Genomic DNA, 22,891 nt, shown 5'->3' on the forward strand with positions numbered 1-22,891 from the left:
AGAAAAGGCACTTCGGCACGACGCCCAGTGCCCGGGTTGCTTACTTGCCCTTCTTGGTGCCGTACTTCGAGCGGCCCTGCTTGCGACCGTCGACACCCAGGCTGTCCTGCGCACCGCGCACGACGTGGTAGCGCACGCCGGGCAGGTCGGGCACGCGTCCGCCGCGCACGAGCACGATGGAGTGTTCCTGGAGGTTGTGGCCCTCGCCACCGATGTAGGCCGTGACCTCGCGGCCGTTGCTCAGGCGAACACGGGCCACCTTGCGAAGCGCCGAGTTGGGCTTCTTGGGCGTCATCGTCTTCACGCTCAGGCACACGCCGCGACGCTGGGGGCAGCCCTCGATGTCACGCACCTTGGACTTCACCTTGGGCGTCCGGCGGGGCTTGCGGCAGAGTTGATTGATCGTCGGCATAGGCGCGCCAGTATCCTGCTAAGGGTCTTTGATCCACATGAAACACCCGCCGAGACCTCTCGACAGGGCCACGAGTATAGCGCCCAAGGCCATCTCCGGTCTACCGTGGACGCATGACCAGCAGCCAGACTCCCAGCCACGCTCCGGATATCAGCCTGCGGGACTTCCAGCGTCTCATCCGCGACCGCTACCACGCCACCGACAGCGCCAGGGGCGTGCCGGGCACCTTCATGTGGCTCATCGAGGAGGTGGGCGAGCTGGCCACCGCCCTTCAGGACTGCGCTCCCGACCGAAACCCGAGCCAGGCCCAGCTCGACAACCTCGAAGAAGAGTTCGCCGACGTGCTTGCCTGGCTGAGCACGCTGGCCAACATCGCCGGCGTCGACCTCTCACAAGCAGTGGGCAAGTACACCGATCCCGGGCGCGTCGAGGGCGTCAAGCACTAGTAAACGAGGCCCTCTGGCGCACACCTGGGCTCTTCTGCCGTCAAGCACCCACAAAAAACGCCCGGGCTCGCGCCCGGGCCTTGTTTGGTCATGGATGGTCCCGCCTCAGCCGGCGCTGCGGGAGCGAGCGGCGGCGGCCATCGCGCGGGCACGGGCACGCTCGGGGCTTACGGCCTCGCCGGTGCGGGTGCGGTTCTCGCGGAAGAACCTGCTTGGCCGCTCGTCGGTGAGCTGCGAGTTCAGCCGCGTGATCGCCTCGTCGACGATCTGACGCACACGCTCGCGGCTGAGACCAACACGCTCGGCGACCTGCTTCAGGGTCAGCGGGTCGCGGCCGTCGAGGCCGAAGCGGGCGTTCAGGATGGCCGCCTCCCGATCGTCGATGGTCTCCATCAGACGGCGGAGCGTGGCCATCTCGTCGGCCTGGAGCGGCGTCTCGGCCGGCGGGCCGTAGCGATCGTCGGCGACCACGTCCGAAAGGCCGGGCGTGTTCTCGTCGCCGGTGACCGATTGGGTCTGGGCGCGGGTGGCCCGGATGGCGCGGCGGATGGCGCGGACCTTCTTGACGGGCAATTCCATGGCGTCGGCGACCTGCTCGATGGAGGGGGCAAAGCCCGTCTCGCCCTCGAGATCACGGGAGACCTGACGCATGCGGGAGATCAGCTCGACCATGTAGGCCGGAACGTGGATCGGCCGCGAGGCGTTGATCAGGGCACGCTTGATGGCCTGCTTGATCCACCACGAGGCGTACGTGCTGAAGCGGGCGCCCTGGTCTGGGTCGAAACCCTCGACAGCGCGCATCAGCCCGATGTTGCCCTCCTCGATCAGGTCCGAGAGGACCAGGCCGCGGTTGGCAAAGTTCTTGGCGATCGCCACGACCAGCCGAAGGTTGGCCCGGATCATGCGCTCGCGTGCCTCGGGGCAGCTCTGGCGCTGGATCCGATAACCCAGCTCGCGCTCCTCCTCAGCCGTGAGCAGCGGCGTTCGTTTGATTTCGTCTAAGTACAGTTGGAGCTCGGAGCGGACCCCCGAACCCAAACTCTGATTACCGGCCATTGCACTCATCTGCATCCCACCTTTCGCGATGTGCCCCCACGAAATACAACCTGGAGCACACCGTCCTCCTACCACGTATTCGTCCGCCAGCCGCAACGGATTCATCGAGCCTTCGCGCAAGTGGCTCGACTCCGAGCGGACGTACGGACTCCGACGAGGTTGGATTCACCCAACAGGCGAAAATAATCCGCCTGTGCCGAAGCCCAGCTTGCCTCTCTCCTCAAAGTGGCGCGGGTTTACGACATCAGCGAACGCGGGTGAGACTTCCTCAGGCACTATGCTACACGGACCCAGGGGCCCCACGCAAGAGCAAATGAGCCACGAAACTCCAAAAATTTCCATGAACCGCGATATATCGGACATACTGGAAGACTGGCCCTTCGACCGCACTCGGCCGAACATCCGCCTGATCCAGGGGGACGACGGCGAGCCTTTGCTCCAGGTACGGCTGGACTTAGGGCTGCTACAGATGTACGTGGACGGCCGGCCCGACGGGCGATCGCCGCATGGTTATCGGAGTCTGCTCGAATACTACGAGAGCTTGGTCGACGACACCGAGATGATGGCCGAGGAGGGGGAGGGCTCGGGCGAGTTCGAGCTTTCGCCCGACGACTGCAAGCTGCTGCGTGAGGAGGCCGCCCAGTACTACCACCGCTACGTGGCTCTGCTTGTGCTCAACGACTTCGATGGGGTCATCCGCGACACGGGGCGGAACCTGCGGCTGATCGAGTTCCTCCAGAAGCACGCGCGTGAGGACAGCGATCAGCGGTCGATGATCCACTACCGGCCGTTCATTATCACCGTGCGCACCCGCGCTCTGGCCGGGCAGATGATCCGCTCGAACGAGACCAAGGCCGCCGTCGCGATGATCGACGAGGGGCTGGATGGGTTGCAGCAGGCGTTCGCCGAAACGGGGGAACCAGAGGCGTTCGAAGCGTCGGCCGAGCGGCGCACGCTCGTTGGCATGCGCGAGGCGATCCACCCCAAGCTCATGCCGAGCCAGTCGGCCGAGTTGGAGTCTCGCCTCGAGCGAGCGCTCGAAGCCGAAAACTACGAGCTCGCGGCTATCCTGCGCGACGAGATCAAGTCGTTGCGAGACCGGCCACCGAAGGCCTGACCTGACATGGCCGACTGGGATCAAGATCACACCACTCCGTTGGCGCGCCAGGCCGCAATGGCGGTCGTGACCCATTTGCGCGGGCAGGGGCACGAGGCGTGCTTCGCCGGCGGCTGTGTGCGTGACGAGTTGCTGGGCCTCACACCGGGCGACTACGACGTGGCCACGGATGCCACGCCCGATCGGTTGGCGGCCCTGTTCCGCGGCGCTCGGCTTGTCGGTGCGAAGTTTGGCGTGGTGCAGGTGCGCAGGCTGGGCGTGTGGACCGAGGTTGCGACCTTCCGCAGCGATGGCTCGTACTCGGACAGCCGTCGGCCCGACACGGTCACGTTCAGCACGCCGCAGTCGGACGCCGAACGACGCGATTTTACGATCAACGCGTTGTTCCTTGATCCACTCGCCGACCGCGGCGACTGGACGCTCCGGCCCAACGGACAACCCGTTCACGGGCGCGTGATCGATCTTGTGGGCGGGCTGGCGGACTTGAAGGCAGGTGTGCTCCGCGCGGTCGGCCCCCCCCACCGCCGTCTTGCGGAAGACCACCTTCGGGCATTGCGAGCCGTGCGATTCGCCGCGCGATTGGGATTTGAGATCGAGCCGGACACCGCGCACGCGATCGCGGAACGAGCCGGACAACTCGTGGGCATCAGCCGCGAACGCATCGGCGGCGAGATGCGGCAGATGCTGGGCCACCCGACCCGGACGAAGGCAGCGAGTCTTACCGAGATGCTGGGGCTCGATGCGCCAGCATTCGAGCAGGAGCCTCGCGGAGCCGGCCTGGGGCATCCCCGCTTGTCGCATCTGCCCGGCGACGCCGATTTCACTGCTGCGTTAGCTGCCTGGATGCTGGATCGTGGTCATGGGCTGGTGGGTGCGGAAGTCCCCTCCTTGGCTGCGCAAGTGCGGGCGGCGTTGTGCTTGAGCAACGAAGAACATGCGGCGATCACTCACTGCCTGAACCGCAGGCTGTCCATCCTCGAAGAGTTTGTCGGATTGGACAAAGCCGGGCAGAAACGGCTCGCGGCCTCGGCGGGATTCGAGCTCGCTCTTGGGATCGTGGACGCCGAATCTCCGGATCTTGCCCGGGAGATCGCCAGCCGGGTTTCCGCCTTGGCAGCCGAACCGGGCGGGCTCGCTCCGGACCGATGGGTGTCGGGGAGCGACCTGCTGGACCTGGGATGGCAGCCAAGTCCGGTTTTTGCTCGGATATTGGAAGACCTCTACAATCTCCAATTGGGGGGAGAGGTGGCCGATCGCGCGGCATTGCTGGAACATCTGGCTAGGCTGAGCGTCGAACAAGAAGGATCGGCCCGCACCGATGGTGCCGACCCAAACGAGAACCGGATCGGCCCCGGCTGAGGCAAGCCGCCTCGGGGGCCGCGCAGATGGAGGCTCGAACGCATGAACGTTTACGACAGGGGAAGGCGGGGTCGGGTCGGCCGCCTACGCCACGCGATGACTGGTTTGGTCGGTGGTCTGGCCGCGATGCTGGCACTGGCCTTTGTCGCCAGCCCGGCGGTGGCCCAGCAAGAGCCCGCCCGGGTGTACACGTTCACGCTCGATGGCTGGTTCGGCAAGGACGTCTCCGAGACGCCCATCGCCGAAGCCCTCGAGGACGCCCGCCAGGAGAAGGCCGACTACATCATCATCACCGTAGATACGGACTGGCACCAGTACGGTGATCCGCTCAAGAGCGATCTTGATGAGGACGTCATCGGCGGATTCGATCAGTTCTTCCGGACCAAGGCGATGGCCCCACTCTTCCAAGAGAAGATGCTGGTCTGGGACAAGGAACCCAAGGTCGTCTTCTGGGTGAAGCAGGCCATGGGCGGGGCGGCGTTCATCCCGTTCTTGGCCGAAACCATGTATTTCCACCCCGAAGGCCGCATCGGCGGCATTCGCGGCATCTTCGTGCAGTTCACCACCGGCGACCGTGTGGTGATCGAGAAGCAAGTGGCCCTCCGCCTGACGACCGCCCAGGGCATCGCCATCCAGAATGGGTACGAGCCCAAGCTGATCGAAGCGTTGACTCGCGGCGACTACGAGTTGTCGTATCGCCTCGAGGGTGGCCGCCCGGTATATCTCGAGCGCGAACCGCGAGCAACCGACGAATTCCTGCTGACCAACGATGCCTTGGTCGATGGCAACGGCGATTCCATCCAGGCACTCGCTCGCGGCGAGGGCGTGAACTGGCTGACGCTCAAGGCCGATGTTGCGCAAGTCCTGGACGTGTCCAAGGGCACGGTCGAGAACATGGACGATCTGCTGTTCGAGCTTGGCATCGCCCGCAACTACGAGATGGTTGGCAAGGGCGAGAAGATCATGGACGACTGGTCCAAGAGCATCAAGCGGACCGAGGAATCGCTTGGTCGCCTGTGGCGTGATTGGAATGACATCGAGGTCGAAGGCGACTGGAACGAGCGTCGCCGAGCCCGCGGCCAGCAACGCGCCAAGCTGCAGCAGATGATCGGGCTGCTCGAGCGGTACGAGGAAGCCATCGTTCCGTACCACATCGACGTGTTCCGTAACTTCCGCAACGCCGCCCAGTTGATCGCCGACTTCCGCATCCGCCTCCAGCGTCTGGAGCTCGAGCAATTGGCCGACGAGCGCTAAGCGCCCGGGCCCCAGTGGAGAATGACCATGATGAAGACTACCCAAAACACAATTGCCAGGCTGGCCCGCGGCGTGGCCTGCGTTATTGCCGTCCTGGTGTGCACGCACTTCGCCATCGCGATTGACCGCGTGACCCTCAACGACGGCCGTGTCGTCGAGGGCGAGATCGCCCGTGAATTGAACGGCTCGGTGTGGGTGAAGACCGCCGACGGCCAGACCCAGTTTTATTCGTCCTCGGACGTGTTGCGTATCGAACGCGATGTCAACACCGAGAGCGAGGAAGCGCCTTCCAGCCCGACGGTTACCGATCCAACGCCCGGTGAGGCGGAGTCGATGGCTCCCAAGCCCGAGAAACGAGCCGTTTCGGCCGGTGCTCCCCGGGCCGCGGTCCTGAGCTTCGGCGATGCCGACAGCGGCAAGGACATGGTGGGAACGTATCTGACCGCAGCCTCGCTCCGCGAGTGCATCCCGATGCTCGAAGAAGAGAACGTCGACATCGTCGTGCTTCGTGTCAACTCTGGCGGTGGTGCCATCCTTGAGATCAAGCGGATCAGCGATCTGCTCGAGAACGAGTACAAGCCGAAGTTCCGCACGGTCGCATGGATCGACTACGCCATCTCGGCTGCGGCGATGACACCGCACGCGCTACCCGAGCAATACTTCATGCGTCGCGGCGCGTATGGGGCGTCGACCGGCTGGTTCGGCAACCTGACGGCCGTGGCTGGTCGGGACCTCGAAGAGGTGCTCTACCTGATGGAACTCATTAGCGAGCGTGGGGGGCACGACCCGCGCATCATGCGGGCCATGCAGATCATGGAGCCGCTGTCGGTCGACCTGGACGACAACGGCCGCGTGACGGCCATGTACCAGAACACCGAGGGCGAGGTGGTCGTCAACAAGCCCGAGCGTGTGCTGTGCATGACCAGCGAGACGGCGACCAAGATCGGTTTCGCGACGGGTATTGCCGACACGCTTGACGAGCTCGCGACGGCCATGGGACTCACCGAGGTTGAGTGGGTTGGCGAAGAGGTCAAGGGCAGCCCGTGGCCCGTGAGCAAGGCCGACAAGCACCTACGCCGCTTCCGCGATCAGACCGCCCGGGACGAGCAGAGCATCAACGAGTACTTCGACGGCTACAACGTCTCGATCGCGCTCGCTCAGGGGGCCCAGCCGGAAAACCGCGGCAAGTTCATCGGCTTCGCCCGGCGCAGCCTGAACTCGATCGTCCGCATGGTTGATAACAACCCGAACCTTGCACTGTTCATCCTGAACTCGTCGGAAGAGGACTTCCGCAAGTGGGTGCGTGAGCAGGAGCAGTTGTTGCGAGATCTGGCCAAATAAGCCGCCGGACACCGGCCGACATCTCGTCCGATCCAGATCGGGGCCGTCTCTGCGAAGGGGCGGCCCCGTGTTCTTTGGTGGATCAAAGCAAGCCGAATTGGTTGGCGGTCTACCATGCCCCTCACCGCCGGTAGGAAGGCCCTCCCGGCGGCGCCTTGAAGACGCAGACCAAGGAGGCCCCTGCCATGACTACCGCCGCCACTCCGACCGGCCTGGTGCCCGAAGACATCGACGCCACGAACTGGGACAACCTGCGCCCACTGTTCGACGAGCTGGCTGACCGCGAGGTCGCTGGCAAGGCCGAACTCGAGCAATGGCTGGTCGACCGTAGCGAGCTCGAGGCCGCGTGCAGTGAGGCGCAGGCAAACCTGTATATCGCGATGACGTGCGATACCGCGAGCGATGAGAAGCGGAAGGCCTACACGAACTTCCTGGAGAACGTTGCGCCAAAGCTCAAGCCCGCTGGCTTTCAGCTCGACCAGCGGCAGGTGGAGTTGGCCGAGAAGTTCGGCCTGGGCGGCGAGCGGTACGAGGTGCTGGCCCGCGACGTGAAGGCCGACGTGGAGCTGTTCCGCGACGAGAACGTGCCGATCCAGACCGAGGTCGACAAGGTCGAGCAGACGTACACCGAGACGGTGGGCGCGATGACCGTCGAGTTCGATGGGGAAGAGAAGACGCTGCCGCAGATGGGGGTGTATCTCCAGGAGACCGATCGGGACGTCCGCGAGAAGGCGTGGCGCGGCATCGCCGACCGGCGGCTCCAGGATGCGACCAAGATCAACGGCATCTACGACCGGCTGATCGAGCTTCGCCACCAGATGGCCCAGAACGCCGGGCACAAGGACTTCGTGGGCTACTCGTTCGCCGCGATGCACCGGTTCGATTACACACCGGCGGATTGCAAGGACTTCCATGACGCCGTGGAGAAGGTCGTCGTGCCGTTCAAGCGTAAGCTCGACGCGCAGCGTCGTGAGAAGATGGGCGTTGATCCGCTGCGGCCATGGGATCTGGCCGTTGATCCGTTGGGACGCGACCCGCTCAAGCCGTTCAAGGGCGGCGTGGACATGGTGGCCAAGTCGAAGGCCGCGTTCGAGGCGATCGACCCCAGGCTGGCAAAGATGTTCGCCACCCTGGGCGACGGCAGCAACAGCAACGGGCCTGCCGACGGTGCGCTCATGGACCTGGACAGCCGCAAGGGCAAGGGCCCGGGCGGGTACCAATACATGCGTGATCGCGTGCGCGAGCCGTTCATCTTCATGAATGCCGCGGGGCTGCATCGCGACGTGGAGACGATGGTGCACGAGGCAGGCCATGCGTTCCACAGCATGATGTGCAACGACGAGCCGCTGCTGCACTACCGGCATAGCCCGATCGAGTTCGCCGAGGTGGCGAGCATGTCGATGGAACTGCTCAGCATGCCGCACTGGGGCGGGCCCAACGGCTTCTACAGCGACAAGGCCAATCATGCCCGGGCCATGCGTGAGCAGCTCGAGGGCAGCATCTCGATGCTGGCGTGGATCGCGACGATCGACGCGTTCCAGCACTTTATCTATAGCAATCCAGAGCACACGCACGAGCAGCGCACGGAGCAGTGGCTCGAGCTGGACGACCGATTTGGCAGCGAAGTGTCGTGGGACGGCCTGCAGCGCGAGCGTGAGACGCAGTGGCAGCGCCAGTTGCACCTGTTCAGCCACCCGTTCTATTACATCGAGTACGGCATCGCCCAGCTCGGCTCTCTCCAGCTCTGGATGCGCTCGCTCGACGAGGGCGAAGCGGTCGCGATCGATGCGTACCTGCACGCGTTGTCGCTCGGCGGCTCGCGGCCGCTACCCGAATTGTTCGAGGCGGCGGGCATCAAGCTTGATTTCTCGGTCGAGACGATCGCTCGTCTTGCCGAACGTGTCGAAGCGGAGCTGGCAAAGCTGCCCGAGTAACCTATTCATCCTACGAGATTCTGAAAGGAAGACGACGCATGTCGAAGTACGCCGAATTGTGCGCCTACGGGCGCCGGGGTGCCACGCTCAAATCCATCGCGGCCCTGCTGGGGTGGGACCAGGAGACCTACATGCCGCGTGGTGGCGGTGATGCGCGGGCCGAGCAGATGGCGCTCATGGCGGGCATGATGCACGAACGCGGCACGTCGGAAGAACTTGGCAACCTGATCGCCGGTTGTGAGGACGAGGATCTTGATGCCCAGCAGTGGGCGTGCGTGCGGGAATTCCGACGAGACTACGACAAGCAGATGAAGCTGGATAAGCCGCTGGTCGAAGAACTGGCTCGCACGGGCAGCAAGGCCCAGGATCTGTGGAAAGAAGCACGCAAGAACAACGACTTCAAGTCTTTTGCGCCGCTCTTGAGCAGCATGGTCGAACTCTCGCGGGAGAAGGCCAAGGCGTTCGGCTACGCGGAAGGCGGCGAGTTGTACGACGCGTTGCTGGATGAGTACGAGCACAACGCAACGGCCAAGGAAGTCGAGACGGTATTCACGCCGCTGGGCGAGCAGCTCTCGGCGCTGGTGAAGGAGTTGCAGGACTCGGGCAAGGCGCCCAATGATGCGCCGACGAAGATCCATGCGCCGAGCGATCGCCAGCACGCGCTCGGGTTGCACGTGCTCAAGGCCATCGGCTTCGATCTCAACGCGGGCCGGCTAGACATCACGACGCACCCCTTCTGCGAGGGGCTCGCCCCGGGCGACACGCGGCTGACCACGCGCTACGACGAAGAGTACTTCCCCGGTGCGCTGTACGGCACTATGCACGAAGCCGGGCACGGCATGTACGAGCAGGGGCTGCCCAAGAGCGGCACGCACGAAGGCCCGGGCGGCGAGGCCATCCAGAGTTTCGGCACGCCGTTGGCCGACGACATCTCGCTGGGCATCCACGAGAGCCAGAGCCGCATGTGGGAGAACATGGTCGGGCGCAGCCGGCCGTTCTGGAAATGGATCTACCAAGAGGCGTGCGACCAGTTCGCCGAGCTTGGCAAGTTCGACCAGGAAGAGGTGTACCGCGCGGTCAACATCGTGCGGCCGACGTACATCCGCGTCGAGGCAGACGAGGGCACGTACAACCTGCACGTGATGCTGCGTTTCGGCATCGAGCGGGCGTTGATCTCGGGGGACCTGTCGGTGAACGACCTGCCGGGCGCTTGGAACGAACGATTCAAGGACATGCTCGGGCTCGACGTGCCCGACGACACGAACGGGTGCCTGCAGGACGTCCATTGGAGCTTCGGGCTGTTCGGCTATTTCCCGACGTACACGCTGGGCAACCTGTACGCGGCCCAGCTCTGGCAGACGATCAGCCAGCAGGTGCCCGGGCTCGACAACGACTTCGCCAAGGGCGACTTTGGGCGGCTCAAGCAATGGCTGAACGAGAACGTCCACGCGCACGGCCGTCGGTATGGGGCGGGCGAGCTGTGCGAGAAGGTGACGGGACGGCCGTTGGAATCGCAGCCGCTGATGGAGTATCTTGGCGGGAAGCTCCGCGAGGTCTACAAGATCTAACCCAGCTTGTCCTTGCGCACGCGGACCTCGTCGATCGTCGTTGTCGTGCGGCGGAGGATGACCTCGTCGTCGTCGGACAGCTCTCTTGGCGCTCGATCTCGATCGTACTTGTCGGGATCGGTCTTGACCGCCTTGACGATCTCGCCCACGAACGATCCCAGTGATCGCATGAGTCCCGGCTTGTGCTTGTCTCCGGTCATGCCTTGGCCTTCGCGGGGGTGGAACGCACCATCCTGGGCAGGGGCATCGAGTCGCGGAGACGCTCGAAGTCGGGGCATTTCAAGAGTTCCGTGCCCGGGGTGATGGCGGCGGCGGCTCCGGCGGCGACACCGTCACGCAGGATCTCTTCCGGTAAACTGCCGCGTTCGATGGCCAGGACCGCGGCGGCGACCATGCTGTCGCCCGCGCCGGTGGCGCTATGCACGTCGACCTTCGGGGCTTGGCAGAAGGCGTAGCCGTCCTTCATAGCCAAGACGGCACCGTCGCCGCCCATGCTAACCAGCACGTAGGTGATGTTGTGCGTTTGGGCCAGTTCGATGGCGGCGGCGCCCACGACGGCGGGATCGGACTCGTCGGGGTTCATGTTTCCAATCGTGTCGGCCAGCTCGCGACGATTCGGTTTGACCATGCACACGCCCGCGCCCAGGGCCTCTCGGAGCGCGGGTCCAGAACTATCAACGACGACGCGCCCGCCGACAGCGCGCACCCTGTCGATGATGGTGCGCACGAAGGGTGGCTCGACGCCCGGGGGCAGGCTGCCGCTGATGACCGCGAGCCCCCCGCCTTCCACACTCCCAACGCCGTCGACGAGCGCGGCCAGGCACGCCTCGGCCTCGTCGTCGCTCAGCTCGGCCCCGGGCATGTTGAAGCGGAACTGGTTGCCGGTGCTGGTCTCGTTGACGATGACGTTCTCGCGCGTGGGTGCCATCACGGGCACGCCCCGCTGGTCGCACAACTTACCGGTGCAATAGAGGCCCACCAGGAATTTCAGCAGGTCGCCCACCTTGCCGCCCGCGGGGAACACGGCCGTCGACTTGCCTCCCAGCTCGGCGATGGCCCGGGTGACGTTGAGCCCCCCGCCGCCGGGCTCGCGCTTGGGCTGGCCGCAGCGGAGCTTGTGCTCGGGCTCGACGGTGTCGACCTGGACGCCCATGTCGATGCATGGGTTGAGGGTGAGGGTGAAGATGCGGGCGGGGGTGTCGGAAGGGGGGGTGGACATGGGGGATGGTATCGGCAGATTCGGGGCCGAGGGCGAGGCGCTGGCTGCCTACCCACTAACAGCACGACGGTCACGCTGATGACCATCATGACGATGCTCACGAGTATCGAGAGGGTTACGTGGGCCACCCACAGGCCGAATTGGCGGCCGCGGTCGGGGCCGGCGATGATCGCGGGAAGGAACACGGCCAGACCGGCGAGAAACGCGAACAGCGTCGCCGGCAAGAACACCCACATGACGGACTGCATCTCCATCTTGCCAGATTGCTCGACGAACATTGCCAATACGACCATTCCTGCATACCCAAGGGCGATGGGTATGACGGTCCACCCGAGTGCCTTATTGAAGCTGGGCGTCTCGGCCATGTTGAGTAGTTGGGAATGAACCCCGGTAGCTTGCCTCAACTCCCGGAGACTTCAGCGGCGGCGAGGGCGGCCGAATCCGAAGACGGCGAGGCCCAACACCATTGTTCCGGCGGGCGCGGGGACGACGCGGATGGTGGCGCGGCCCTCGACGATCTCGTCGATCAGCGACACGGTCTCGGAACTGCTCATCTCGATGTAGGCGTCGAAACGGGTGGTGAGCGTCGAGAGTTCGACGTCGAAGGGAGCCGCGACGTCCGCTGGGGCGGTGTAGGTGGCCTGCCAGAAGGGGAGCGGGTAGGGCGGTGGCGGGAAGATCGGGAAGGGCCAGTTGAGCTTGCCGGCGAGGATGCCGTCGACGCCGGTGGGTGAGATCTCGCCGGCCATCGTGCCCGGGCCCGCCATGCCGTCGATGAGCATCGGGTCGCTCAGGCCCATGCTGCCGGCCGAACTCACTAGGTTCGTCTCGACCACGGCGATGTCGTAGGTCCGCGTGGATGCGCCGAGCCAGGCCGCAGAGAGCGTGACCAAGGTGCTTTCGCCTGGCCGCAGTTCGGGATTGTCCGCCGTCATCACGATACCGACATCGGGGATGACCTGGGCCGTAGCCGTCGCGGCCAGGAACCCTCCGACGAAGAGACCGATCACTCGCGGGCCCATATACGTTTCTCCCCTGGTATCGCGAACCCCACGGTGGCGGCATCGGGGACGAGAGCCCCGGGGTGAAACCCACCACCCCCATCAGGTGACTCTCCGCAACACGCCCGGGCCCGGTTCCCCTACCCTGTGGGTGTGACCCCGGTCAGCATCCGGGCCTGGCACGGAAGCCCGGCTCACACCCGAATCGAAGTCTAGTGGGAATAACGACATGCACGCCTACGACACCATCCTCGACGCCATCGGCAGCACCCCCCTCGTGAGGCTCAATACTGTCGTGCCCCCCGGCGCGGCGACGGTGTACGCCAAGTGCGAGTTCATGAACCCGGCGGGGTCGATCAAGGACCGCATGGCCTGGCACATCATCCGCCGGGCCGAGGAGGAGGGACTGCTCAAGCCGGGCGGGACCATCGTCGAGAACACCAGCGGCAACACCGGGGCCGGGGCGGCGATGGCCGCGGCGGCGCGCGGGTATCACGCGGTGTTCACCATGCCCGACAAGATGAGCCAGGAGAAGATCGACGCGCTGCGGGCGTTCGGGGCCGAGGTCATCATCACGCCCACCGACGTTCCCGGCGACAGCCCAGAGCACTACGTGAATCGCGCCAAGAAGGTCGCCGCCGATACGCCCGGGGCGTTCTACATGGACCAGTACCACAGCCAGTGGAATATCGAGGCCCACGAGACGAGCACGGGGCCCGAGCTCTACGAACAAACCGATGGCGGGCAGGTCGACGCGATCGTCGTGGGCACCGGCACGGGCGGCACGATCTCGGGCATCGGGCGGTACTTCAAGAAGCAGAACGCCAAGACGCTGATCGTGGGCGTCGACCCGCTGGGCAGCGTGCATTACAGCATGTTCAAGACGGGCGAGCCTAGCACGCCGTACGTGTACAAGGTCGAGGGCCTGGGCGAGGACATCATCTGCCGGGCGTTCGACCCATCGGTCGTCGACGAGATGCACCAGGTGAGCGACTACGAGTGCTTCACGATGGCGCGTCGGTTGATCCGCGAGGAGGGTTTGTATTGCGGCGGGTCATCGGGCGGCATGGCGCACATCGCCATCGAGGTGGCCAAGCGGCTTGGTGCGGGCAAGACCGTCATCGCCATCTGCCCCGACTCGGCCGGCCGCTACATCACCAAGTACCTCAAGGACGATTGGATGAAGATGCACGGGATGCTCGAGAAGCCGCGCGGGCTGGGGGTCGTGGGCGACCTCATCGACGAATCGACCACCGTCATCACCGCGAACCAGGACCGGCCGCTGCGCGAGGTGATCGACCTGATGCGCCGCCACGGCATCAGCCAGGTGCCCCTGACCGACGACGATGGCAAGCCGCTGGGCATGGTCCACGAGATCGACATCCTGCGCGGGCTGCAACGCGACGAGGTCAACATCGACTCGCCCGTGCGCACCATCGAGACCCAGATCGGCGGGCTGCTGAGCCCCTCGGCCAGGGTGGAAGAGCTCTACGGCGTGTTCGGCGAGCAGCAGGCGGCCATCGTGGTGAGCGAGGGCAAGATCGTGGGCGTGCTGAGCGAGATCGACCTGATCGAGCATCTGGCGAAGGCGGGTGGGAGTAGTGTGGCCAGCGGGATGCAGCCGGCTGGAGTCTGAATTGTCGGAGACGCCGCGATGGCCATCACCAGCGCCAAGGTGGACGATGAGAACGGGCGGCGAGTTCCGGTCGTGCCCGAGTTGTCCTCCGCACCACGCTGGCCTTGGAACATCCCGAGTGCTCGCATCCTGAGCCCGAGCGTGCGGCGCTGGATGGTGTGCGAGGGGTTGATCGGGCTCATTGGCCTTGGCCTCGCCGTCTTGTGCGCGTTGATCGCCGTCGCGGTCCAGAACCGGACCGGGGCATTGATCTTGATGGCCATGATGCTCGTGTGCGTCGGTCTGTGGCTCGTGCTCAATCAGATCCACCACTGGATCTGGACTGGCCCGGGTCGCCAGTTCGCCGCCAGAGCGATGGCCGCCGACGGTACGTGCCCGAGCTGCGGCTACGGCATCGCCGGCGTTAAGCCTGGGCACAATGGCCTCGCAACATGCCCCGCGTGCTCCGGTGCCTGGCATGTTGGGGCGATCGCCGCGTGTGGGAATTGTGGGTATGACATGATCGGGACGCCGCACGACGAACGGGGCGTGATGGTGTGCCCCGAGTGTTCGTGGGAGTGGTCCTCCAAGGAACGACTCTGAGTGATGGCATCGCGAAACCCCATCATCGAAGACGAACGTGGCCGACGCGTACAGGTGGTCGAACGGCTGCACAAGCTGCCGATGTGGCCGTGGAAGAGAGGCCGTGTCAAGGTCGGTGCGGCAACTGAGCGGTTGCAGCGGTCGTACACGATCGCGTGCGTGGTGTGCTTGCTCGTCGCGTTTGCGTTCATGTGGATGTGGGACCACGCCGTCATGAAGAAGCACGGCGTGCCGTTCACGGCTGTTCTCATGACCGCGTTGGTCCCAGCGTGGACAATCGGAGTGCTCGCGTTCCTTGCATTGGCGACGCCGGGGGCGGCGGATGAGCGCGAGGATCATCGCGTCCGGGGGCGTGTGCCCCGTGTGCGAGACCGACATCGGCGGGGCGATTGCCGAGGCCGACGGGTTCACGACCTGCCCCAAGTGCTCTTCGGCCTGGAAGGTGGGCGTGCCGGTGGAGTGCCCGCGGTGCGAGTATGACCTGCGGGGCGTGCCGGCAACTATCGAGGGTGTGACCACGTGCCCGGAATGCTCCGAAACCTGGGGTCCGACACGTAAGCAGCCCATACCATCCCCGCGATGAGCAGTGGCTATACAAAGATGCGGCTTTCGCCCCAGCAGGTCCAGCGGCGGCGCAAGGTGGTCGACCCGGTGCAGCGGGCGTTCGAGGGCGGGCAGCTCGCCGAGGCGCACAAGCTGGCGATGGCGGGGCTCAAGAAGATGCCCGGCGATGCGCAGCTGCACCTCTTCCTGGCGGCCATCGCCGAGCGGACGGGCGATGTCGAGCAGGTCCGCCACCACGGGCGTAAGGCGCTCGGGCAGGGGCCAAACGCCGGGGCGTTCGCGGTGCTCAGCCGGCTCGAGCGGCGGGCGGCGAATACCGAGCTGGCGTTGGATTTATGCGACCAGGCGCTCGAACTCGTGCCGGGCGACGTGCCGCTGCGGATCCATCGCGCGGGATGTCTTGAAGAAGCGGGGCGGACGGAGGAGGCGAGGGAAGTCGTCGACGCGATGGCGGCCGAGTTGGACGCGAAGAACCAGCCAGTGCCCCCCCACCTGCGATACGAGCAGGCCAAGCTGCGCGTGCAGGACAAGGACTACGACGGGGCGATCGAGATCATCGATGAACTCAGCGGGGCGGTCGACACGCCCCACGAGCTGCGCAGCGCCGCGTGGCACCTGCGGGCCAAGGCGTTGGATCGTGCGGGTCGGTATTCGGATGCGTTCGACGCGGCAACCCAGGGCAACGAACTCGAGACGAAACCGTTTGACCCCGACGCGTACGAACAACAGACCGCCGCGATCATCGAGATGTGGTCGAAGGAGAACATGGCCGGCTTCCCAGAGAGCTCGTGCGAGAGCGAGGTGCCGGTGTTCATCGCGGGCATGCCGCGCTCGGGCACGAGCTTGCTGGACCAGATCATCCACTCGCACCCCCAGGGCGCGGGCGTGGGCGAGCTCGACACGCTGGAGCGGTTCTTCGCACAGGCCATGGCGGCGTACAAGCCCGATGCGCCCGAGGGCAAACAGTTCGGAAGCCTGAACCGCTTCAAGTGGAACCGGGCCGCCGACGACTACGTGCGTGAGATCACGAAGATGGCCCCGGGTGCCGAGCGCATCGCCAACAAGGCCATCGGCAACACGCGCATCGCGGGGCTCATCGCGCGGCTGTTCCCCAGGACGCGCATCATCCACATCCGCCGAGACCCGCGCGACGTGGCGATCTCGTGCTACATGGGCGCGTTCAACAACGACGCGATGCCGTGGACGACCAGGCTCGACTGGGTCGCCAAGGCGTATGAGCAATCCGAGCGATTGATGGCGCATTGGAAGGAGACGCTGGGCGTGCCGATCCTCGAGGTGCGCTACGAGGATCTGGTCGCCGATCCGCAGACGCAGTTGCCGCGTGTCATCGAGTTCCTTGGATTGCCGTGGGACGACGCCTGCCGCGAGTTCTACAAGACCAAGCGCACCCTCCGCACGCTGAGCTACGACCAGGTGAACCGGCCGCTCTACACGAGTTCGGCCGGCCGGCACGCGAATTACGCCGAGCAGTTTGCCGACATCGAGTTCCCAGAATACCCATAAGTCCGGCCGAGCCGCGAAAATCGCCTTGCATCGGGGTCCGGTTTCGGCGAGAATAGCCGAGTCCGAGGAACCGATCGACCCCGAGAGGAGATCCCGATGCGTCCCACCACGCCCCTTGCCGTCCTCGCCTGCGCCGCCCTGACCGCCTCGATCACGCTGGCCGACCCCATCGACCCGGTGTTCGTGCCGGTGGGCGTGTCGAGCGGGCCGATCGTGGGCGACGACCCCGCGGCGCCCATCGCCGACGACCTGGGCCGCGTCACGATCTACGAGCACACCGTCTCGGTGCCCGGGGCCGCGTGGATGCGGGTGGACTTCGGGTCGGTCGACCTTGGCGGGGCCCCGGCGGGCACGCCCCCCACCATCATCCGGCTTACGTCGCTCAGGGACGGGGCCGTGCAGCGGCTTGAGTCGACGCACGTCGAGCAATGGCGGAACATGTCAGCCTTCTTCAACGGCGACGCCGTGCGGGTCGAGGTGCTGAGCGTTCCCGACGCCAACGTGAGCGCCATCACGATCGATCGCGTGCTCGTGCAGCCCGGCTCGTTCCAGCCGATCGCGTCGCCGGGCGAACCCGACTCGATCTGCGGCGATACCGACGACCGCCAGCTCTCCAGCGACCCGCGCGTCGCGCGTGGCTGGAGCGCCAGCGGCAGCGCCAACTGCACGGCCTGGATCATCAGCGACTGCATGAGGTGCGTGCTGGCGGCCGGGCATTGCAACTTCGTGCAGGTCCACTTCAACAACCCGCTGTCGACGCCCGGCGGCGTGCCGGTGATGCCCCATCCGGACCACCAGTACGCCATCGACGCGAGCAGCACGCAGGAGCAAGCCAGCGGCCTGGGCCAGGACTGGTACTACGCCGGCGCGTTCGCCAACCCCAACACGGGGATGCGGCCCCACGAGGCCCAGGGCGACGCGTTCGATCTCGCGACCGCCATCCCGCCGGTCACCGGGCAGGACATCCGCGTCACCGGCCACGGCGTCACGGGCGCTTCGGTCGATCCGACGTGGTTCCGCGCCCAAAAAACGCACACGGGCCCCTTCGTAGAGTTCGACGGGTCCCGCTTGCGCTACGCGATGGACACGTCGAGCGGCAACAGCGGGTCACCGGTCATCGACGAGGCCAGCGGCCAGGCCATCGGCATCCACACCCACGGCGGCTGCTCGGCCGGCGGCGGCGCCAACGGCGGCACGGCCATCACGTTCTCGAACCTGCAAAGCGCCCTGAATAACCCGATGGGCATCTGCGTGAATCCCTGTCCGGCCGACCTGACGTGCGACGGCGCGCTCAACATCTTCGATTTCCTGGAGTTCAGCAACCTCTTCGCCACCGGCGACGCCCGTGCCGACCTGGACGGCGACGGCGACCTGACGATCCTGGACTTCCTCGAGTACCAGAACGCGTTCGTGATGGGCTGCCCCTGAGTGCTGCCGCGTCCCAGCCCGAGCGGGCAATGGTCGGGGATGGCCGACCGACCGCCGGATCTCCAATCGATGTTGGACCACCGTATCGCGCGGTGTGGGATCATCCCCGACCTGCGTGATGCGCCGGCGATGCTCCCGTTCCGCCGGGCCGATGTTCCCCTCGACGCGGACACGCTCCGCAAGCTCCGGATCGCCTTCTGGCTGTGGCTCGCGGCCGTGATCCAGATGTCCGCCCTGGCCAAGCTGGCCATGTTCGCCGCGGGCGGCATGGGGTGGTTCGCGTTCCGGATCGTCATGGGCCCGGCGATCGCGAGCATCCTCGGGGCGTTCGTTGCGTCCGCCATCGTGCGGCGCTCTGCCCGATCGAGATGGGCGTCCGACGGACGCGCCGCGAGCGCGGCCCTGCTGGCCGCACGCGGCCAGTGCCCCGCGTGCGGCGCGTGGATGCTGGGTGCGGGTCGGGATGCCGACGGCCTGACGCCCTGCCCGAAGTGCGAAGCCGCCTGGAAGATCGGTAACGAGGGGGGCTGCCCGGGCTGCGGGTACGACATGAGTTCGGTGCCCGCGACGGCCGGGCCGCTGGCGATCTGCCCCGAGTGCGCGACGCTGAGCGCGGCGAGCGCGGGAGCCGAACCCCCGGAGTGAGCCCCGGCCACCGGCGCGGGGCCGGCGGCGGGCATCGCCCGACCGACCACGACCATCGCGGGAGCGGCGGCGGCCCTGGTGGGAACGGGGGCCATCGGGGTCGGAACGGCGGCCATCCTCATGGACACGAGCGTGGCCCGCGTGGGAACGGGAGCGGCCATCGCGGGAACGGCGGCGGCCGCCGTGGGAACGGGAGTGACCGCCGTGGGACCGATGGTGGCCGCCGATGGGCGGGCGGGGTCCGGGAATGGGGGGCGGATCGGGGCTGGGAGGCCGTGAGGGGGGATTGCGCGGGGCTCAACGCATTCACGCTCCAAGAGGGCAGACCTGACAGGCCCGATGCCGGGAGATTGGGTAGAGTTCTCCCGTATGACTGAACAACAGCAGAACGGCGAAGCGGATCCGGTAGGGGAGACCACTCCCGTCGTGCCGGTGGTCGAACTGTTGGATGACGAGCCCTCCGATGTGGACCTGGCCGGTGGCGGGCATGATCGCGTCGCAAGAGCGATTGCCGACATTGTTAAGGGGAAGAACGGCGGCAAGGCCATCGCGTTGGAAGGCTCGTGGGGCTCTGGCAAGTCAACGATCGTCAATCTCCTTCAAGAGAAGTGCGGCGACTCGGTCTTGGTCTACACGTTCGATGCGTGGAAGCACGAGGGCGATCCATTGCGAGTCGCGTTCCTGAGCGGTCTCGCCAGGGCGCTGCGAAAGAAGCGGTGGCTCAAGCGCACCGCCCATCGGAAGGCCGAACGGGTCTTTGATCAGCTTCGCGGCAAGTTGCATATCGAGAAACGAACGGAGCGGGCGCTCTTCAGAGCACGCGACCTGCTGCTAATCGCGATTGTTTTCGTCATCGTGCCATTGCTGCTCAGCGATCGTGTTGCCGGGGTTCGCTCCGTGGACGACGTCCGGGCGCTTCTCAAGCAAGCTCCCGCATATTGGTTGCTGGTAGCGATCATCGTCGTCGTAGCGGCGGCATGGGTACAACGGTCCATCGCTTCCTTTTTCTTAATGCTCACGGATCCAAAACAGCATTGGATGATCTGTCCGACACTTGAGGTTGTTGCGGGGCTCTCTATGCTCGCTTTTGGCACCTTTGTGCTCGCCACACACGGCCACCTTACGCTCGCTTGGGTTTGGGTCATTGCATCCGGGACGCTCGCACTGGCCGGTGCGACTCAACTGTGGCTCCGCGACACCTCGTCCTGGGATCCCACACGGTCTAAGCAGAAGTACCCGCCTTGGCGTTCGGGGATTGAAATTGCCCGCGGCATCCAACGGCCTTCGTTCGTTGAACACCTGCTGCGGCGCCAGCCGCACGAGGTCGAGACTGAGATCCGTGGCAGTCGATCGCTCGGCGTCGAGGAATTTGAGTCCAGATTCGTCACTTTGCTCAAACGATGCATCGGGACAAAGACCGAAACAGAGACACAGCATCCACACCGTCGACTCGTCCTCGTGCTAGACAACCTGGACCGACTCGAAGCCCAGGAAGCCCTCGCCGTCTGGAGGACACTCCGTGCGTTTCTGGAACTGGACTCGCCTTCAACGTTATTAGATGAATCACAGCGTGCGCTGGTCAAACAAGTATGGCTACTGGTCCCGTACGACCGAACACACATGGAGACGCTCTGGCCGATCGACAGCCAGCACGCCGACGATACTGGCACGCGAGGCTCTGGCAGAGATAGCTCGTTTCTTGATAAGACCTTTGCAGTGCGACTGGATGTCCCACCCCTTCGCGTTCTTCAATGGCAAGAGCAGCTTCGCCTGGCGCTTTGCCACTCGCTTGGAATCATGGGCACGCCAAAGGCGCTTAGTGAGATCGAACGCCTGTTTACCCACCTGACGATCTTGTGGGGACGTCCGCCAACTCTCAGGCAGATCAAACTCTTTGCCAACGACCTGCGCGCCCGACAACTGCAGCACGCCCCAAGGCTGACGTTCGCACCCAGGTGGCCGATGCCAGCGGACATGGAGTTCTCCATTGAATCCCTGGCCGCATACGAACTCCTCCGGAGAGAGGGCTATACCAGCGAGGTAATTCGAAGCAAGCTTCTGAACCAAGAGATGCATTCGATCCGGGAGTTGCCGATGGGCTGGCTCACTTCCGATCGCCAGCAGATGCTCGCTTGCCTTGTATTGAACACGTGGAGTCGCTCAGACGCGGATGAGTTCTTGATGGCAGGCCGTATCGTTCATTCCCTTGTGTCGAGACAAGACCTCGAGTTTCACTCACCCGATGACGACGCGTTGTTTTGGGCCACACTACATCAATCACAGAACACCATCGCATCATCGATTGTCTCCAACGGCATACCCGTCGTCACCACTGCTATCACTAGCCTCGCCGCCCTCAGCATAGCACATCCCACACACAGCAGAGAGTCGATCGCTGATCTCGTTGAACTCCTCATCACAAACGCAACGGGGTGGACTCTTCGCGCCGATTCTCAAGACTTGTGTAATCAGGCCGTACAACTTTGCCCACGGCGTAAGACCATCCAAGTCCTCGCCATGCAGATCCAACAACTAGCACAAAACACAAGTACGGCGGAGGCTGGGCGTCACCTTGGCGATGCATGGGGCTCGCTTTGGTCCACCATCCAGCCCGAGCTTAAGTACAACTACCTAACGATTGATGGCATACCGTCGCTTACTGAGATCCAAGTTCCGAAAGAACGCTTGGGGTTCGTCTCATGTCTCAATACGCTTTACGGCAACTGGCCAGACACCACCTCATGGTGGAAACGCCTCTGGAGCGCTTCGCCAAAGGACACTCAGGAATCGCTATACCCCACACAAAACAAGGAGGTTTCACTCCAAGATTTGAGCCGGGCCACCTGCGTTGCAATGCACGCTCCGAAGCTTGGTGTCGCATGGGATGCGGTAGCGAAAGACATCGCCAAATATCTCAAAGACTCTACCGGTAAAGATGCGGACGCAATCTCTTCGGCCTTGGCATTACTGCGATGCGACTGCCTTGATGAACTCTACACTGATGTACCATACACGAACGAAATCAACGACGGCATCAAGCACTTTCGCACAATGATGGTGAGCCTGTGTGACAGTGGCTTGTTGTACGAAAGATTAATTGCAGTGTTCAACCAGAACGCACACGGCGCGGTTGGCGCAATTGTTCTCGGCTTGGGCGCTGTAAGGAGCCTTGATTTCTCAGTTCGGCAACGAACTAGCCAACTGCCCAACAAACGCGAACTGACCACTCTCGTGGATGAGACCACAAGCATCAGCAAGTATGTCGACTATATCATACAAGCTCCATTGGTTGCGCTTCGAAAGTTCATCCAAAGGCGCATCGATGGCCAAGACGGCCTGAACCTGCTTGATGCAATCGTCGTGGGCATGACGCCGGATCGAGTACGGCAAGTTTTTACACCTGAAGAGTTTATCGCCAACTGGCACAAATACGCAACCAACGACAACCATCTCCGTGTCGTGCGTCGAGCGGTCTTGAAAGCCCTGGAGCCCGAGGACAGCAGTAAGCCTCGTCGTCTCTCCGAGGTCATACTCCGGCGGCCGGAGTTGCCGAATTCAGCATCGGTGGCACTTGCAATCGTGAACACCACGGGCTCGACACGTGAAGTTCACGCATTGGCAACACGGATGGTCGAGGCCGCAACAGGCAGCGAAGCCGAGGCTTGGACAGAGGTGCTCGAGGCAGCGGACAAAGATCAAGGGGCGGGGTAAGCCAACAAATTCTCTAGCCGATCGTCGTTTCTCGACTCCCCCATGTCTCTGCGAGCTTACCGCGCCAATCGCCCATTGCAACTGGCAAAGCCCC

Annotated in this window: 19 protein-coding genes; 14 read left to right on the plus strand and 5 right to left on the minus strand. The window is 64.5% G+C overall.

What is annotated here, in order from left to right; all coding sequences use genetic code 11:
* Window positions 1-40: 40 nt before the first annotated feature.
* Window positions 41-412 carry a 30S ribosomal protein S12 gene (gene rpsL / locus NCW75_08145; protein UYV11273.1) on the minus strand — a complete coding sequence of 124 codons (372 nt, stop codon included), beginning with the start codon at window positions 410-412 and terminating at the stop codon, window positions 41-43.
* A 113-nt stretch (window positions 413-525) separates the two neighbouring features.
* On the opposite strand from rpsL, the gene NCW75_08150 reads away from it, so the two are divergent.
* Window positions 526-858: a hypothetical protein gene (locus NCW75_08150; protein UYV11274.1), complete on the plus strand. Its 333-nt coding sequence runs from the start codon at window positions 526-528 to the stop codon at window positions 856-858.
* A 105-nt stretch (window positions 859-963) separates the two neighbouring features.
* Here the strand turns inward: NCW75_08150 and NCW75_08155 are convergent, their stop codons facing one another.
* On the minus strand, window positions 964-1,923 hold the full coding sequence (locus tag NCW75_08155) for a sigma-70 family RNA polymerase sigma factor (protein UYV11275.1): 960 nt from the start codon (window positions 1,921-1,923) through the stop codon (window positions 964-966).
* A 331-nt stretch (window positions 1,924-2,254) separates the two neighbouring features.
* Between NCW75_08155 and NCW75_08160 the strand changes: the two genes are divergently transcribed.
* The 6 genes from NCW75_08160 (at window position 2,255) to NCW75_08185 (ending at window position 10,487) form a co-directional block, all read left to right on the plus strand.
* A complete protein-coding gene (locus NCW75_08160) occupies window positions 2,255-3,031 on the plus strand; it encodes a UvrB/UvrC motif-containing protein (GenBank protein UYV11276.1) in 777 nt (258 codons plus the stop codon).
* A 6-nt stretch (window positions 3,032-3,037) separates the two neighbouring features.
* Window positions 3,038-4,390: a CCA tRNA nucleotidyltransferase gene (locus NCW75_08165; protein ID UYV11277.1), complete on the plus strand. Its 1,353-nt coding sequence runs from the start codon at window positions 3,038-3,040 to the stop codon at window positions 4,388-4,390.
* A gap of 96 nt (window positions 4,391-4,486) precedes the next feature.
* Complete coding sequence (locus tag NCW75_08170; GenBank protein UYV11278.1) at window positions 4,487-5,644, plus strand: hypothetical protein; 1,158 nt, start codon at window positions 4,487-4,489, stop codon at window positions 5,642-5,644.
* Window positions 5,645-5,671: 27 nt separating this feature from the next.
* Complete coding sequence (locus tag NCW75_08175) at window positions 5,672-6,985, plus strand: hypothetical protein (protein UYV11279.1); 1,314 nt, start codon at window positions 5,672-5,674, stop codon at window positions 6,983-6,985.
* A 185-nt stretch (window positions 6,986-7,170) separates the two neighbouring features.
* Window positions 7,171-8,919: a M3 family oligoendopeptidase gene (locus NCW75_08180; protein UYV11280.1), complete on the plus strand. Its 1,749-nt coding sequence runs from the start codon at window positions 7,171-7,173 to the stop codon at window positions 8,917-8,919.
* Window positions 8,920-8,957: 38 nt separating this feature from the next.
* The gene (locus NCW75_08185) at window positions 8,958-10,487 is read left to right on the plus strand and encodes a carboxypeptidase M32 (protein ID UYV11281.1); all 1,530 of its coding nucleotides are present in this window, start codon (window positions 8,958-8,960) and stop codon (window positions 10,485-10,487) included.
* Here the strand turns inward: NCW75_08185 and NCW75_08190 are convergent.
* The 3 genes from NCW75_08190 to NCW75_08200 form a co-directional block, all read right to left on the minus strand.
* Window positions 10,484-10,687, minus strand: coding sequence for a hypothetical protein (locus NCW75_08190; GenBank protein ID UYV11282.1), 204 nt, complete (start codon window positions 10,685-10,687; stop codon window positions 10,484-10,486). The genes NCW75_08185 and NCW75_08190 overlap by 4 nt on opposite strands.
* The gene (locus NCW75_08195) at window positions 10,684-11,706 is read right to left on the minus strand and encodes a 1-phosphofructokinase family hexose kinase (protein UYV11283.1); all 1,023 of its coding nucleotides are present in this window, start codon (window positions 11,704-11,706) and stop codon (window positions 10,684-10,686) included. The genes NCW75_08190 and NCW75_08195 overlap by 4 nt, the downstream gene beginning before the upstream one ends.
* A 416-nt stretch (window positions 11,707-12,122) precedes the next feature.
* Window positions 12,123-12,728, minus strand: coding sequence for a hypothetical protein (locus tag NCW75_08200; GenBank protein ID UYV11284.1), 606 nt, complete (start codon window positions 12,726-12,728; stop codon window positions 12,123-12,125).
* A 208-nt stretch (window positions 12,729-12,936) separates the two neighbouring features.
* Here NCW75_08200 and NCW75_08205 point away from each other — a divergent pair, with 208 nt between their 5' ends.
* From NCW75_08205 to NCW75_08235, 7 genes are all read left to right on the plus strand, one after another.
* On the plus strand, window positions 12,937-14,343 hold the full coding sequence (locus tag NCW75_08205) for a pyridoxal-phosphate dependent enzyme (protein ID UYV11285.1): 1,407 nt from the start codon (window positions 12,937-12,939) through the stop codon (window positions 14,341-14,343).
* An 18-nt stretch (window positions 14,344-14,361) separates the two neighbouring features.
* Window positions 14,362-14,925 (plus strand): hypothetical protein, encoded by a 564-nt coding sequence (locus NCW75_08210; protein ID UYV11286.1) that lies wholly within the window; start codon window positions 14,362-14,364, stop codon window positions 14,923-14,925.
* Between the two features lie 3 nt (window positions 14,926-14,928).
* Window positions 14,929-15,405 (plus strand): hypothetical protein, encoded by a 477-nt coding sequence (locus NCW75_08215; protein ID UYV11287.1) that lies wholly within the window; start codon window positions 14,929-14,931, stop codon window positions 15,403-15,405.
* Between the two features lie 99 nt (window positions 15,406-15,504).
* A complete protein-coding gene (locus NCW75_08220; protein UYV11288.1) occupies window positions 15,505-17,013 on the plus strand; it encodes a sulfotransferase in 1,509 nt (502 codons plus the stop codon).
* Between the two features lie 96 nt (window positions 17,014-17,109).
* Window positions 17,110-18,441 (plus strand): hypothetical protein, encoded by a 1,332-nt coding sequence (locus tag NCW75_08225; GenBank protein ID UYV11289.1) that lies wholly within the window; start codon window positions 17,110-17,112, stop codon window positions 18,439-18,441.
* Between the two features lie 69 nt (window positions 18,442-18,510).
* Window positions 18,511-19,086: a hypothetical protein gene (locus tag NCW75_08230; GenBank protein ID UYV11290.1), complete on the plus strand. Its 576-nt coding sequence runs from the start codon at window positions 18,511-18,513 to the stop codon at window positions 19,084-19,086.
* Window positions 19,087-19,455: 369 nt separating this feature from the next.
* Window positions 19,456-22,797, plus strand: a complete 3,342-nt coding sequence (locus NCW75_08235; GenBank protein ID UYV11291.1) for a KAP family NTPase — start codon at window positions 19,456-19,458, stop codon at window positions 22,795-22,797.
* Window positions 22,798-22,891: the final 94 nt, after the last annotated feature.

Origin of the sequence: Phycisphaera sp. (genome assembly GCA_025916675.1) — a bacterium.
In the GTDB taxonomy this organism is placed as follows: domain Bacteria; phylum Planctomycetota; class Phycisphaerae; order Phycisphaerales; family UBA1924; genus JAHCJI01.